A 13985-nucleotide genomic window follows, 5' to 3' on the forward strand; every position below is an offset into this window, starting at 1 on the left:
GCACTTCGTGCTGCTCATTATTTTCCGTGTGGATGGATACCCCTCATCCGGCGCTTCGCGCCACCTTCACCTAACCGGAGAAGGAACAGTAGCACCTTGGTCGTCCACGATATGGCAGCTTAACTGTTCGAATATTTCTTCAGCTCGAACCGCGCGATTTGGTTCCGATGGACCTCGTCCGGTCCGTCGGCAAGCCGGAGCAACCGCGCGGTGGCGTAGGCCTGGGTCAAGCCGAAATCATTCGAGGTGCCGCCGCCGCCGTGGGCCTGGATCGCCCAGTCGATGACCTGGCAGGCCATGTTGGGGACCGCGACCTTGATCATCGCGATCTCGGCTTTTGCCACCTTGTTGCCGACGGTGTCCATGGCATAGGCCGCGTTCAGCGTCAGCAGCCGGGCCTGCTCGATCATGATGCGGGATTCCGCGATGCGCTCCTGCGTGACCGTCTGCTCCGAGACCGGCTTGCCAAAGGCGACGCGGCTGCGCACGCGGCGGCACATCTTCTCCAGGGTGCGTTCGGCAAGGCCGATCAGCCGCATGCAGTGGTGGATGCGGCCGGGCCCGAGGCGGCCCTGCGCGATCTCGAAGCCGCGGCCCTCGCCGAGCAGCATGTTCTCCCTGGGCACCCGCACATTGGTGAAGACGACCTCGGAGGCGCGGTCGGGCACGCCGTAGAAGCCGAACACGGGCAGGGGACGTTTGACTTCGATGCCTGGCGTGTCCATCGGCACCAGGATCATCGATTGCTGCCTGTGACGGTCCGGATTGTCAGGATCGGTCTTGCCCATGAAGATGCAGATCTTGCAGCGCGGATCGGTCGCGTTCGTCGTGTACCATTTGCGGCCGTTGATGACGTAATGCTCGCCATCGCGCACGATCGAGCTTTCGATGTTGGTCGCGTCGGAGGAGGCCACTGCCGGCTCCGTCATCGCAAAGCAGGACCGGATCTCGCCGGCGAGTAGCGGCTTCAGCCAGCGTTCCTTGTCCTTCTCCGAACCATAACGCTCCAGCACCTCCATATTGCCTGTATCGGGCGCCGAGCAGTTGAAGACCTCAGGTGCAGGATGCGACCGGCCCATCACTTCGCAGAGCGGGGCGTATTCGAGATTGGTCAGGCCAGCGCCATGGCCGGACTCCGGCAGGAACAGGTTCCAGAGGCCTTCCGCACGCGCCAGCGGCTTCAGTTCTTCCACGACCGGATAGACCTTCCAGGGACCCAGCTCTTCCGCCTCGCGATAGAAGCGCTCCTCGCTTGGGTAGATGTGCCGGTCCATGAAGCTCTCGAGCTTGCGCTTGAGCTCGACGACTTTTGGCGACATTTGGTAGAGCATCTCTGGTTTCCTCGATCGGTGAACGGTGCTGGCTCCAGCGCGAGCGCGCGATGCTTCATGCGACGCGATAGTCCCTGAATTTATCGCGCAGCGTGGATTTGAGCACCTTGCCCGTGCCGGTCATCGGGAATTCGTCGAGGAATTCGACGGCGTCCGGCATCCACCAGCTCGCGATTTTCGGGCGCATGTGGTCCAGCAGCGTCTTGCCGTCGACGGTTGCGCCCTTCTTGCGGACGACCAGCAGCAGGGGACGTTCCTGCCATTTCTTATGGTTGATCGCGACCACCGCGGCCTGAAGCACATCGGGGTGGGACAATGCGACGTCCTCGAGCTGGATCGAGGAGATCCATTCGCCGCCGGACTTGATCACGTCCTTGGAGCGGTCGGTGAGCGTGACGTGGCCTTGGCTGTCGATCACGGCCATGTCGCCGGTGATCAGCCAGCCGTCGCGGTCGAGTCCTTCCTCCAGCTTCATGTAGCCGGAGGCGACCCAGGGGCCACGGGCGCGGAGATGACCGACGGTCTTGCCATCGCGCGGTAGCTCGTTTCCAGCGTCATCGACGATACGCAAGGCAGTACCGAAACAGGCGCGGCCGGACACCTGGCGCCGGTCGAATTTCTCCTTCTCGCTGAGGTGCTCGGAGCCGGGCCGTAAGCCCGGCATCGAGCAGCCCAGCGCCTCGGTCATGCCCCAGGCCTGGATGTAGTCGATGCCATAGTCGCGCTTGAGCTTCTCGACCATGGCGCGCGGCGGCGCCGAGCCGGACGACAGCGTCGCCCGCAGCGTGGAGAATTTGTTGCCGGTGCGGCCCAGCCAGTCGAGCAGGATCAGCCAGAAGCTCGGCACGCCAGCCGACAGCGTCACCTTCTCGCCTTCGAGCAATTCATAGAGCTTGTCGGGTTCGTAATTGCGGCCGGGCAGCACCAGCTTCGAGCCGGTATAGGGCGCGGTGAACGGCATGTTCCAGCCATTGCCGTGGAACAGCGGCGCCATCGGCATCATCACCTCGCGCACGCCTTCGGCATGGCCCGGCAGGAAGTCGAAGCTGCTGCAGGTCATGGTCTGCAGGATCGCGGCGCGGTGCGAATAGATCACGCCCTTGGGATTGCCGGTCGTGCCCGAGGTGTAGCAGATGGTGGAGGCGGACTTCTCGTCGAACTCCGGCCAGACGAAGCCGGCGTCGCTCTCCTTCTCCAGCAATTCCTCGTAGCAATGTACGTTGGCGAGCTTCGTCTCCGGCATCCGCTCGCGCGAGGACATCACGACGTAAGCCTCGATCGTCTTCAGCTGCGGCGCGATCGCCTCGACGATCGGCAGCGTGGCGCGGTCGATGAACAGCAGGCGGTCTTCGGCATGGTTGATGATGTAGACGAGCTGTTCGGGAAACAGCCGCGGGTTGACGGTGTGCAGCACATAGCCCATGCCCGGCGCGGCGTAGAACATCTCGAAATGACGGTGGGTGTTCCATGCCAGGGTGCCGACGCGGTCGCCGGGGTTCATGCCGAGCCGTTTCAGCGCCAGCGCCATGCGCTTGATGCGCGGATGGGCGGCCGCATAAGTGGTGCGATGAATGTCGCCCTCGATCTCGCGCGCGACGATCTCGGCTTCGCCGTGATAGTCGGCTGCGTATTGGATGAGGCCGCTGATCAGCAGCGGCATATCCATCATCAATCCCTGCATGGTCTCCTCCGGAAGCCACGTCGTTGCGTGGCGGACGCTCGTGATTTGTGCGCGAGGTTAGCGGAACGTCGCGCGGCGTTCACGCAAAAAGCATGGGACGCGATTGCGTGCGTCACTTTTTCAGGGCTAACGTGAGGTGAGCTGCCGGCGAAGCAGCGTTCGCCGTGGAGGAAATGAATGTCAGCGGAAAGACACAAGACCGGTGCGGCCGGCGATCTTACGGTCGACATTGACGCACTCCGCGCGCGCTATCGCGACGAGCGCGATCGCCGCCTGCGTGCCGAGGGCAAGGCGCAGTATGTCGAGGTATCAGGCGATTTCGGCCGCTACCTCGACGATCCCTGGGCCCATCCCGTATTTTCGCGCGCACCTGTCAGTGAAGAGACTGAAGTGCTCGTCGTCGGCGGCGGCTTTGGCGGTCTGCTTTGCGGCGCGCGCTTGCGTGAAGCAGGCATTGATGATTTCCGCATCGTGGAAAAGGCCGCCGATTTCGGCGGCACCTGGTATTGGAATCGCTATCCCGGCGCGGCCTGCGATACCGAGAGTTACATCTATCTGCCGCTGCTGGAGGAGACCGGCTACATGCCGGTGCGCAAATACGCCCGGGCGCCGGAGATCTACGAGCACTCCCGCCGTATCGGCCGACACTTCGGCCTCTACGATCGCGCGCTGTTTCACACCGTTATCTCGCGGATGGCGTGGCAGGAGCAGGAGGCGCGCTGGCTGGTCGAGACCAGCAGGGGCGATCGCATCCGCGCGCGCTTCGTCATTCTCGCCGGAGGTCCGCTCAGCCGGCCGAAGCTGCCGGGCATTCCCGGCATCGAGACTTTCAAAGGCCACAGCTTTCATACCAGCCGTTGGGATTACGGCTACACCGGCGGCAATGCCGATGGTGGTCTGAGCGGACTTGCCGACAAGCGCGTCGGCATCATCGGCACGGGCGCCACCGCCGTGCAATGCGTGCCGCATCTCGGCCGATCGGCAAAGGAGCTCTACGTCTTCCAGCGCACGCCGTCCGCGATCGGAGTGCGCGACGACCGGTCGACGGATCAGGACTGGGCGCAAAGTCTCAAGCCCGGCTGGCAGCGCGAGCGCATGGACAATTTCACCGCGGTGATATCGGGCGAGCCGTTCGAGCGGGACCTGGTGCAGGACGGCTGGACCGGCCTGCTCGGCGAGATCCTGCTGGCGCCGCGTCGTCAGAAGCAGCCGGTGACCTCCATGGAAGAGGCGCTGAAGGTCATCGAGCAGGCCGACTACCGCAAGATGGAGGAGATCCGCGCCCGGGTCGATGCGGTGGTCAAGGACACCGCGACCGCGGACGCGCTCAAGCCCTGGTACAAGGCGTTCTGCAAGCGGCCATGCTTCCACGACGAATATCTCGACACCTTCAATCGCCCGAACGTTCATCTGGTCGACACCCAGGGACAGGGCGTCGAGCGCATCACCGAGAATGCCGTCGTGGCCGGCGGCAAGGCATACGAGCTCGACTGCCTGATCTACGCCAGCGGTTTCGAGGTCGGCACCGATTACGCCCGCCGCATGGGCTTCGAGGTCTACGGCCGCGACGGCATGAGCCTGTCCGAGCGCTGGCAGGGCGGCGTCAAGACGATGCACGGCTTCTACAGCCGCGGCTTCCCCAACTGCTTCCTGATCGTCACGGTGCAGGCCGGCCAGAGCGCCAACTTCCCGCACATCATCGACGAGCAGTCGCAGCACATCGCCTATGTGATCGCCGAAGTGCGCAAGCGCAAAGCCCGAACGCTGGAGCCGACACTCGCCGCCGAGAACGCCTGGGTCGACGAGGTCGTCAAGGCTGCGATCGGGCGGCAGACCTATCTCGCCGAATGCACGCCCGGCTACTACAACAACGAAGGCGTGTTCGATCCAATCGCGGCAAGAAACAGCCAATATTGGCGCGGGCCGATGGCGTTCCTGCGGCTGCTCGACAAATGGCGCAAGGAAGGCAATCTGGAAGGGCTGGAACTGTCGTATGATCCCGCCATGGAGTCGGCGCCTTCGTCCGGGTAAGCTCGGGCATGCAGTGGCCGGCAAGGTCCACGAGCGCCAGACAGAGAGGATACGTGAACATGACCAGGGGCAGGACTGTAGCCGGGGCGGTTTTTGGAGCGATGGCACTGCTCGGTTGCTTGGCGCCCGCCGCCCAGGCCGCCACTTGCGGCAACGGTCCCGGCGGCTTCGAGGCCTGGAAGCGCGAGTTCAGTGCGGAGGCACAAGGCAAGGGCATTGGTCAGACCGCGCTCGCGGCGCTGATGCAGACCAATTACGCCAGCGCCACCATCGCGGCCGACCGCGGCCAACGCAGCTTCCAGCTGACGCTCGACCAGTTCCTCGCCAAGCGCGGCGCCACCACCATCGTCGCCAAGGGACGCCAGCTCAAGCAGTCGCAGGCGGCCTTGTTCGCCTCCATCCAGCAGCGCTACGGCGTCCCGCCCGGCCCGCTGCTCGCGATCTGGGGCATGGAGACCGGTTTCGGCAGCCAGCGCGGTAACCAGAACATGCTGTCGTCGATCGCAACTCTTGCCTATGACTGCCGTCGTCCCGAATTCTTCACCGATCAGCTCTACGCTGCCCTGAAGCTGGTCGACCGTGGCACGCTGTCGGGGGCGACCCGCGGCTCGATGCACGGCGAGGTCGGCCAGACCCAGTTCATGCCCAAGAACATCCTGGCCTATGGCACCGGCAATCTCGAAGTTGCCGCCAATGCGCTGAACTCGACGGCGAATTTCCTCAAGGCCCATGGCTGGCGCGCGGGAGCCGGATACCAGCCGGGCGAGCCGAATTTCGCTGCCATCGAGGCCTGGAATGCCGCGGGTGTCTATCAGAAGGCGATCGCGCTGATGGGCCGGCAGATCGACGAGGGCGGCGGGGCGGCAGCCTTGCGCTGACGAAAACCGCGTCCACTGCGTTCGAACACGCTCCTGCTCAGCAAGGCGTGATGCGCCGGCACGAGAAAGTTGTTGCCATCAGGAACCGACGGCACGAGGTTTGCTTTGATCAGATTCAGGGCTGGGCATGAGGAGACTCAACATGGCTACCCAGATCGTGATGGACCAGACTGGCGATACGCGCCACGAGTTTGATCCTGGCAATGCCGAAGCGCTGGCGCGAGCCGAACGGCGCTTTCGGGAGCTGACGGGGGCCGGCTTCACCGCCGCCCTCCGAACCGGACCCGGCGAAGTCACTCGCGTCAAATCGTTCGACCCGACCGCGCAGGAAACGCTGTTCTATCCCCGCCTGGTCGGCGGTTGATCTGAGCTGCTCATGATGACGGCGGTTTGGCTCCGCGCGCCGGCGCGTGCGCGTCTGCATGCGCTGCGTGAACTCTATCGGCGCTTCTTCGGCGAGAACACGCCGGATGCGCGTGGCCGCCGGCTGCTCTTCGAATGGCTTTCGCCCGCACAGCGCGCACAATTCGAAGAGCATCGGTATTTCGACGTCATTGGCAGCGACACCGGCAAGACCTACCGTATTCATTACGGCACCGCCGCCAACGTTCACGAAATCGACGGCGAGGGCCGGGCGACGATGGGATGGTGCTTCGTCCCGTCAGGCTTCTTGGTGCCGGGCGACGTCATGCTGGCGCAGAAGATCGCGATCGAGACGGATGAAAGAGGCGCGCTCGCGCTCGCCAACCGGTTTCCGCCCGCGACGCATTCGGAGCAGTTCTACCGGCGGCCTTTCTAGCGGCTGAACGGTGAGGCGATGCTCAGTAATGAGTGGTGCGGTAGGCATCCAGCGCATGCGCTGCGAAGACACCAATGCTGCAGAGGGCGAGTAGGCCCGAGATGAGCTCGATCATAGCTCGTCCTCCCGCAGCGAATGGGCGACGAGGTTGCGGCAGCAGGAATAGTCGTAGATCAGGTCGAGGAGGAATTGCATGGTGGCCGTCCCTGTATTTATTTTGACAACTACTTAGACGGCCGTCTGTTTCAGGCGTGTTTCGTCGCACCGGGAAAGGGGTTTCGCGTGGAACCCTGGGCTGGTTTGTGCGCTGCAGAGAAGCTACATCCCAGTGTTGGTTAATGACGTCAGCCGCGCCTTTCGGCGGCTGATCAATCGCGTTGCGGGGCAAAATCATGGCGCAGGTGGAATGGTTCGACGATCTCAGCATTGGGATGCGGTTCAAATCGCCTGAGGTGACGGTGACCGAGGCCGACATCAAGCGCTTCGCGGCCGAGTTCGATCCGCAGCCGATGCATCTCGACCACGAGGCGGCCAAGGCGACCCTGTTCAGGGGCCTTGCAGCCTCGGGATGGCACACCGCCGCGATTGCCATGAATCTCGCGATCCAGGCTCGCCCGTTCGGCCCGCATCCGCTGATCGGCGCCGGCGTCGACGGCCTGCGCTGGACGATGCCGGTGCGGCCCAATGACCGCCTGCATCTGGTCGGGGAGGTCATGAGCCTGACGCCCTCGAAGTCGAAGCCGCAGGGTATCGCACTAGTGAAATGGACCATGTTCAACCAGAGCGGGGAGGAGGTTTACACCTTCACCCCCATCGCGATTGTGCCGCGGCGGGAATAGGCACAGGCGCCGGTCTGCCCCGGCAAGGCTGCCCAGCAAGACCGCCCAGGTAAGGCCTTGCGGCACTTCCGCGGAGGTGGTCATCTCAGCCCGGGAACGCGCTGGAGGCTGACATGAAACGATTCCTTCTCGCCGCTTTGCTGAGCGCGGGCGTCTTGGGCGCCGGGCCGGCGCTTGCGCAGCAATCCAAGGTCGGCGACTGGACCATCGAAAAGCGCACGCAGGACGCGCATTGCAATGCGAGCCGTGGCTACAAGGACAAGGATGACGAGAACCGCGACTACGTCATCGTGATCACCTATTCCGACAAGGCGATCGTGATCGTGATGATCTACGACGGCTGGGAGTGGGACAAGGTCGGCGAGATTCTCCGGGCCGACGTCGGCACCGACGACGCCGACATCATGAAGAAGGCGAAGTGGGAGGTCATGGACAAGACCACCGTGCGCGGCATCTTCGAGTACGACCAGTCGATGATGGACCGCCTCTCGAAGGCGAGGCGCCTGACGCTCGATTTCGAGGACGATGACGACGACAGTATCGAGATGCAGATCCCGCGGGCCGGCGAAGCGCTGGCGGCGTTGAAGTTCTGCGAGGAGAACCGGAAATAAATCGCCGCTGCCGGTCGTGAAGCCGACAGGATGTCGGCAATGAGCGGTGGCAGCGAACCCGCGCGTGACTCGTCGCACAGAGTCCGCGCGCTGTTCGCATTTATCCTAGTCTTTGGCGAAACCGTCCAAGCCGCACCCTGCGGTTGACGTTACGCAAGGACGATGTTCGAGATTCCAGCATCCGGCTGCACCGTTTTTTTCTCGTCGAAGGCGGCAATTGACCGGCCCGTCTTCTCCGTCAGCTCCCGGATCGCGAGCTCGCCGTCTCGGACGGGCCGCCGGCAAATGGCGTCCGTCCTATGACGATCCATCAGGCAAATCGGTTCTCGTCTCTCATCGGCGAGATCTACGACGCGGCGATTGCCCCCGCGTTGCGCAGCGGCGCGTTGGAACAGATTTCGCAGTTCGTCGGTGGTTGTGCCGCTATGATCCTGTCGAGGGATTCAGCGCGGCTTTCGATCGAGATTCACCAGCATTTTGGAACCGACGCCCGCTTCCGTCAGCTTTATCGCGACCGGTATGTGGAGCTCGATCCTTTGCTCGACCGTCATCTCACCCTCGCGCCCGAACAGACGATCGGCGTGACCGACATCATGTCCCATGCGGATTTTGTCGAGACGAGCTTCCATCGCGAGTGGGTGGAGCCGCAAGGGGCGATAGACCTTGCGACGGTCGGGCTCGAGAAGACGGCCGCCCGCACCACGATTCTGCAGGTGCTACGTCATCGCTCCCGCGGAACCGTCGACGAGGCGATGCGCGAACGCATGCGGCTGCTTGCTCCGCACATCCAGCGGTCGCAACTCATGGGCCGGCAGATCAGGGCTCGCTCCCATACAGTCGACGACCTGGCCGACGTCCTCGACGGATTGAACATGGCGATTTGCCTGCTCGACGCCGACGGCCGGGTCGTCCACGCCAACGCGGCATGCCGCCGGTTGTTCGCCGACGCGAATTTGCTTGCGATGGTCGGCGACCGAATCGTGGCCCGTAACACCCAGGCCGACAAAATATTCCGCGGCCTGTGCGAATTCGATCACGGTACGGATTCCGCTGCTCGTCGTCAGATCGAACTTGCGACGTCGGCCGATGGGCAGCATTATCTGCTCCATGCCTTTCCGCTGAAGCGGGATCGCAGCCTGCTGCGTGACATCGCAGCCACGGTGCTCTTCGTTCAACGAGCTTCGATGCTGCCGTTGCTCGCAGCCGATGCGATTGCAGCAGCCTTCAGACTGACCCCGTCCGAATTGCGCGTGCTCAAGGCAATCGTCGAGATCGGCGGTGTTCCCGATATCGCCGCAAAACTCGGCATCGCCGAGACGACGGTGAAGACGCATCTCGGCCGCCTGTTCGAGAAGACGGGCGCCGGCAGGCAGGCCGATCTCGTGAAGATCGCCGCCGGCTTTGCCGTGCCGTTCGCCAGGCGGACGAACGGCGATGACGGCGCCGCGTGATTCATGTCCCATGCCCCGATGTAACGTGCCGCGCTTTCAATCCATTGTGATAGGCCCGGCCCGCCGGTCCTCCGAACGCAGGACGCGAGCCATTCGAGACTTTCGTATATCGCGCTTCTGAAAAGAAGAGCAGCGCCCGCCGCACGAACATGCCGCGATGGCATCGAACGCGCGTGTGAGGAAACGACAGCGTATGGCCGGCCTGCTCGTCGGTTGGAGATATTGCAGTGAGCAGCATGGTTGATTTTTCCGTTCTGAACGTTTCGACCAACGAAATTCCCGAAGGCGACCGCATCTCGATGCTTCGCGATTTCTATTGTCGCGGGGTGCTGAAGGCAGAGGTCGAGGCTAGGGACGGCAAGCCGGCCGCGGCGAGCTTCACGTCCCACCTCCTGCCGGAAGCCCAGTTGCTGATCGGGGGATTGTGCGGAGCGCGGGTCATTCGCACCAGGCAGCTGGTGGCCGACGGCGACGACAGTCTTGCTTTGATCGTGAACAGGTCCGGTGTTCTCGGGATATCCGAACGAGGGTACGATCTGAAGCTCAATGCGGGAGAGGCGGTCCTGACGAGCGCGGAGGACGTTACGACGTTTGAGCGGTTGTCGCTGGGCAGCTGCTTCTCGTTGCGTGTGCCGAGGCGCGTACTGGCCCCGATGATCGTGGACGTCGATGATGCCGTGATGCGAATCATGCCGGAAAAGTCCACCGGACTCCGGCTGCTGGTCGACTACGCGGTGACGCTGGTGCGGGAGGAGGCGTTCGCGGCACCTGACCTCCGACAGCTCGGGGTCGGGCATCTGCATGACCTTCTGGCCCTCGTCCTCGGTGCGACCGGTGAGACGCGAGAGCTGGCCGGCCGGCGCGGCGTCAAGGCGGCCCGGCTGCAGAAGGCGAAAGTCTCCATCGCCAACAATTGCTGGCGGCAGGATCTGTCGGTGGCCTCGGTCGCGCAGGAGCTCGGCGTGACGCCGCGCTATCTCCAGCGCCTGTTCGAGGCCGACGGCAAGACGTTCTCCTCCTTCCTGATCGAGCAGCGCGTCAAGCGCGCGCATCGCATGCTGCGGGAACCCGGACACGCCGGCCGAACGGTGAGCTCGATCGCATACGACGTCGGCTTCGGCGATCTCTCTTATTTCAACCGCTGCTTCCGGCGGACTTATAATGCGACCCCAAGCGACGTCAGGAGCGGCGAAATGCCGTGATCGCGCGCGATTGAATTTCAGTCAATTGCCGATTTCAACCAGCAGACGGGGATCTGACATGATCCCCGATTGCGAAGCCTTGAACCCCAGCGTTGCGTGCGGCATCAGCAGCCGGAGTATTGAATGCACCGTTTCTTTTTCGACCTTCTGGTCGGCAACATCGTGAAGATCGATCCCGGCGGCATGGTGTTCGAATGTACGGAAGCGACATTCGTGGTGGCCAACGAGATGGCAAACCATCTTTTCGTCTGGCGTGACGATCTGCGCGATCGCAACGCCTGGATCCGCGTCAGGGACAACAGCGGCCGCGAAATCTATCGCGCGCCGGTCTGGGCGGAGAGCGGGGAAAGGGTCGGCTGGGACCAACCGTAGTTCTTTCGGAGGTGTCGCGCCTTTGCATCATCGCTTCACCAAAACCGCGCCTGTTCGTTCCAGACCGAACCCCGGTCGTATCCGTCCAAGTCGAAGGCATTGCTCCTTTCTACGTTGGCGTTCTGCGAATTCAGATTCGCTGGAACCGTTCTCCTTCGATCGCAGCAGGCGGGCGACGAAATAGCTTCGAGGGACTGGGAATGATTGTGTCGGATGCGCGCGGCGTCGCGCCATGGCCTTTGGCTTTGCGATCGCTGTGGCTATTGATACCAGCCGCGCTGGTCGCTGCGGTGTCTACCAGCGAGCCCGCGATGGCCGCCTGTGCTCCGACGGCGCCAGTCAGCAACGCGACAGTGGTATGTGCAAGTGACACGGACACCCAGCAGGGCAGCGGCACGGGCTACGGGACGAGCGGCGATGACAATAACGCCTATGACATCCGCGCGGGTGTGACCGTCAGGGGTAGCGACTTTGGCTTCAAGGTCGGCGACAACAGCGTTTTCACCAACGCAGGCACGATCAGTGGAACGAATGCGGCGGGCATTACCGGCGGCGACATGACGATCACGAACCTGGAAGGGGCAACGATTGCCGGCTTCAACGCTATTACGCCCACGACGATCCTTCTCAGCAATGCTGGCACGATCAGGGGGGAGGACAGGGCCATCGACACCAGCGGCAATGCAACCATCACCAACCTCCGCACGGGCCTGATCACGCAGACCCGAACTTCCGGCGCCGCGATCTTCTCCGACCGCCTGGCGACAGTAAGTAACGCCGGGATAGTTTCCGGCCACGAAGCCGGGATAATGGCGAAAAACATCGATCTGACGAACCTCGCAGGCGGCACCGTGATTGCCGACAACAATTCGGTTTTCGCCGCGACTTCCGCCGTCATCGACAATGCCGGGACGATCAGTGCCGCAGGTAGCATTGGCGTTGCCGTCGTTGTGGACACCGGAGATGCCTTCGTCCGCAATAGCGGCACGATCAGCGGGACCCAGTCCGGCATCAACGCCGGGAACGGTGCGGCTAACGTCCTGAACAGCGGCACGATCACCAGCGGCTCGACCGTCATCTTCGCCACGACGGTCAATGTGACCAACGCAGGGCGGATTGCGACGACGCTCGGCTTCGGCATGAGCGGCATCACGGTGAACCTCGACAATTCCGGAACCGTCACGGCAGATCGCGGCGTCAACGCGATCTTCGGCCACGTCAAGAATTCCGGATCGATCATCGGGCAGAGCGCCGCCGTCAACGCCAACATTGCCAATGTGACGAATACAGGCCTGCTTCAAGGCTCGGCCGTCAATGGCCATGGCATTCTGACGACCCAGGCGAACGTCGCCAATTCCGGCATGATCATCGGTCGGATCGGCATCGAATCGACCGACGGATCGAACATCACGAACTCCGGTACCATCACTGGCGCCGGCGGGGTCGCGATCAAGCTTTCCGCCAAAGCGGACATGCTGACGCTGCTGCCGGGTTCGAGGATCAATGGCGTGGTCGATTTCGGCTTCGGCAATGATGTCGTCAACGTCAATTTCATTCCGCTGAGCAGCCGGGTGTCGTCGCTGACGGCCATTCAGCTCCCGACCTTCGTCAACTTCGAGGGCGTCATCAAAACCAACACCGGAGGCGGGAGCTTCGTTGGCCCGAAGGTGTTTGCGGGCGACACGCTCGCAACCCTCGATCCAACCGCGCTGGCGCAGACCGACCGCACCCTGATGGACTTCACCGGCGGCGCCTCCTCGCTGGTGCAAGGGCGTCTAAACGGCGGCGCCGGTCCGGCCGGCGGCAACATGATGGCGATGGCCTATGCGCCGGAGACGGCGCAGGCTGGTCCCTTCACCAAGTCGCCGCGCAGCTTTTGGACCGATCCGGCGCCAATCACGGTCTGGGCCAACAGCTTCGGCGGCCAGCGCGTCCAGGACGAGACCGTGGCGACGCTGCGCACGACCTCGACGGCGTGGGCTGGCGCGATCGGCATCGATCGCAAGGTTCGGCCGAACTGGCTCGTTGGCGCCTTCCTCGGCGGCGGGCAGGGCGGTCTCTCGGTCGATCTCAATTCGCAATCGGTCGACACCAATTACGTGTTCGCCGGCGCCTACAGCCGCTTCGAATGGGCTTCGCAGTTCTTCGACTTCACGATCCAGGGCGGCAATGCCGACAACAGATCGCGCCGCCTGGTGCTGAACAACGCCGCCGTCGGCGGCATGGAGACGGCGACGGCGAATTACAGCGGCTGGTATGTCAGCCCGGAGGTCGCCTACGGCTACAGGCTCAACATCGGCAGCGGTTATGTGCTGACGCCGACGGCGCGGCTGCGCTACGTCGCGGGCCGATTTGATGGCTATAGCGAGACGGGTTCGGCGCAGTCGCTCTCGGTCGGCGGTCGCACGCTGCAGGATATCGAGGAGCGGGGCGAGGCCGATCTCTCGCGGGTGACGAGCTTCGCCGGCGGTGAGTTGAAGGCCAATGTCCACGGCGGCGTCATCGCGCTCCAGCGCGTCGGCGACACCAACATCAACACCGTGCTGCTCGGCCAGAACCTGTCCTTCGTGACGCCGGGCAGCAGCAGCGCTGTCGGCGCGGTGGCCGGGTTCGGCTTCGACTATCGCACCAGCCGCAACGTGTCCGTGTTCGGCGCGGTCGAAGGCATGATGATGTCCGACCAGAGCCGGACCGGTACGGCCAAGGGCGGTGTTCGCGTCGCGTTCTGAGCCGGCATCAGCCCTGGCGGCTCGAACGCGATGCCGCCGGCCGGGCTCCATCCGCCCGGCC

At 63.5% G+C, this 13985-nt stretch carries 12 protein-coding genes; 10 read left to right on the forward strand and 2 right to left on the reverse strand.

Annotated features, from left to right (window positions below; all coding sequences use genetic code 11):
* Positions 1-119 precede the first annotated feature (119 nt).
* Complete coding sequence (locus C7G42_RS27735) at positions 120-1331, reverse strand: acyl-CoA dehydrogenase family protein (protein ID WP_106952104.1); 1212 nt, start codon at positions 1329-1331, stop codon at positions 120-122.
* A gap of 55 nt (positions 1332-1386) precedes the next feature.
* Positions 1387-3012 carry a long-chain fatty acid--CoA ligase gene (locus C7G42_RS27740; RefSeq protein ID WP_106952105.1) on the reverse strand — a complete coding sequence of 542 codons (1626 nt, stop codon included), beginning with the start codon at positions 3010-3012 and terminating at the stop codon, positions 1387-1389.
* Positions 3013-3189: 177 nt separating this feature from the next.
* On the opposite strand from C7G42_RS27740, the gene C7G42_RS27745 reads away from it, so the two are divergent.
* From C7G42_RS27745 to C7G42_RS27790, 10 genes are all read left to right on the forward strand, one after another.
* Complete coding sequence (locus C7G42_RS27745; RefSeq protein WP_106952106.1) at positions 3190-5043, forward strand: flavin-containing monooxygenase; 1854 nt, start codon at positions 3190-3192, stop codon at positions 5041-5043.
* A gap of 59 nt (positions 5044-5102) precedes the next feature.
* Positions 5103-5921: a lytic murein transglycosylase gene (locus C7G42_RS27750; protein WP_106952107.1), complete on the forward strand. Its 819-nt coding sequence runs from the start codon at positions 5103-5105 to the stop codon at positions 5919-5921.
* A 142-nt stretch (positions 5922-6063) separates the two neighbouring features.
* Entirely contained in the window at positions 6064-6285 is a 222-nt protein-coding gene (locus C7G42_RS27755) for a hypothetical protein (protein WP_106952108.1), read from the forward strand.
* Positions 6286-6297: 12 nt separating this feature from the next.
* Positions 6298-6720, forward strand: coding sequence for a hypothetical protein (locus C7G42_RS27760; protein WP_106952109.1), 423 nt, complete (start codon positions 6298-6300; stop codon positions 6718-6720).
* A gap of 392 nt (positions 6721-7112) precedes the next feature.
* The gene (locus C7G42_RS27765; RefSeq protein ID WP_106952110.1) at positions 7113-7559 is read left to right on the forward strand and encodes a MaoC family dehydratase; all 447 of its coding nucleotides are present in this window, start codon (positions 7113-7115) and stop codon (positions 7557-7559) included.
* Between the two features lie 113 nt (positions 7560-7672).
* The gene (locus C7G42_RS27770; protein WP_106952111.1) at positions 7673-8170 is read left to right on the forward strand and encodes a hypothetical protein; all 498 of its coding nucleotides are present in this window, start codon (positions 7673-7675) and stop codon (positions 8168-8170) included.
* Between the two features lie 299 nt (positions 8171-8469).
* Positions 8470-9621 carry a helix-turn-helix transcriptional regulator gene (locus C7G42_RS27775; RefSeq protein WP_106952112.1) on the forward strand — a complete coding sequence of 384 codons (1152 nt, stop codon included), beginning with the start codon at positions 8470-8472 and terminating at the stop codon, positions 9619-9621.
* Between the two features lie 236 nt (positions 9622-9857).
* Entirely contained in the window at positions 9858-10823 is a 966-nt protein-coding gene (locus tag C7G42_RS27780; protein ID WP_199581182.1) for a helix-turn-helix transcriptional regulator, read from the forward strand.
* A 123-nt stretch (positions 10824-10946) separates the two neighbouring features.
* Positions 10947-11195, forward strand: a complete 249-nt coding sequence (locus C7G42_RS27785; RefSeq protein ID WP_106952114.1) for a DUF6894 family protein — start codon at positions 10947-10949, stop codon at positions 11193-11195.
* Positions 11196-11395: 200 nt separating this feature from the next.
* The gene (locus C7G42_RS27790) at positions 11396-13924 is read left to right on the forward strand and encodes an autotransporter family protein (RefSeq protein WP_106952115.1); all 2529 of its coding nucleotides are present in this window, start codon (positions 11396-11398) and stop codon (positions 13922-13924) included.
* Positions 13925-13985: the final 61 nt, after the last annotated feature.

This window comes from Bradyrhizobium sp. MOS003 (assembly GCF_003020125.1).
Taxonomy (GTDB): domain Bacteria; phylum Pseudomonadota; class Alphaproteobacteria; order Rhizobiales; family Xanthobacteraceae; genus Bradyrhizobium.

What these genes read in the sequence shown, in the direction of transcription:
- C7G42_RS27735 (WP_106952104.1), bottom strand. Translation starts at nt 1,331, where the DNA reads ATGCTCTACCAAATGTCGCCAAAAGTCGTCGAGCTCAAGCGCAAGCTC.
- C7G42_RS27740 (WP_106952105.1), bottom strand. Translation starts at nt 3,012, where the DNA reads ATGCAGGGATTGATGATGGATATGCCGCTGCTGATCAGCGGCCTCATC.
- C7G42_RS27745 (WP_106952106.1), top strand. Translation starts at nt 3,190, where the DNA reads ATGTCAGCGGAAAGACACAAGACCGGTGCGGCCGGCGATCTTACGGTC.
- C7G42_RS27750 (WP_106952107.1), top strand. Translation starts at nt 5,103, where the DNA reads ATGACCAGGGGCAGGACTGTAGCCGGGGCGGTTTTTGGAGCGATGGCA.
- C7G42_RS27755 (WP_106952108.1), top strand. Translation starts at nt 6,064, where the DNA reads ATGGCTACCCAGATCGTGATGGACCAGACTGGCGATACGCGCCACGAG.
- C7G42_RS27760 (WP_106952109.1), top strand. Translation starts at nt 6,298, where the DNA reads ATGATGACGGCGGTTTGGCTCCGCGCGCCGGCGCGTGCGCGTCTGCAT.
- C7G42_RS27765 (WP_106952110.1), top strand. Translation starts at nt 7,113, where the DNA reads ATGGCGCAGGTGGAATGGTTCGACGATCTCAGCATTGGGATGCGGTTC.
- C7G42_RS27770 (WP_106952111.1), top strand. Translation starts at nt 7,673, where the DNA reads ATGAAACGATTCCTTCTCGCCGCTTTGCTGAGCGCGGGCGTCTTGGGC.
- C7G42_RS27775 (WP_106952112.1), top strand. Translation starts at nt 8,470, where the DNA reads ATGACGATCCATCAGGCAAATCGGTTCTCGTCTCTCATCGGCGAGATC.
- C7G42_RS27780 (WP_199581182.1), top strand. Translation starts at nt 9,858, where the DNA reads ATGGTTGATTTTTCCGTTCTGAACGTTTCGACCAACGAAATTCCCGAA.
- C7G42_RS27785 (WP_106952114.1), top strand. Translation starts at nt 10,947, where the DNA reads ATGCACCGTTTCTTTTTCGACCTTCTGGTCGGCAACATCGTGAAGATC.
- C7G42_RS27790 (WP_106952115.1), top strand. Translation starts at nt 11,396, where the DNA reads ATGATTGTGTCGGATGCGCGCGGCGTCGCGCCATGGCCTTTGGCTTTG.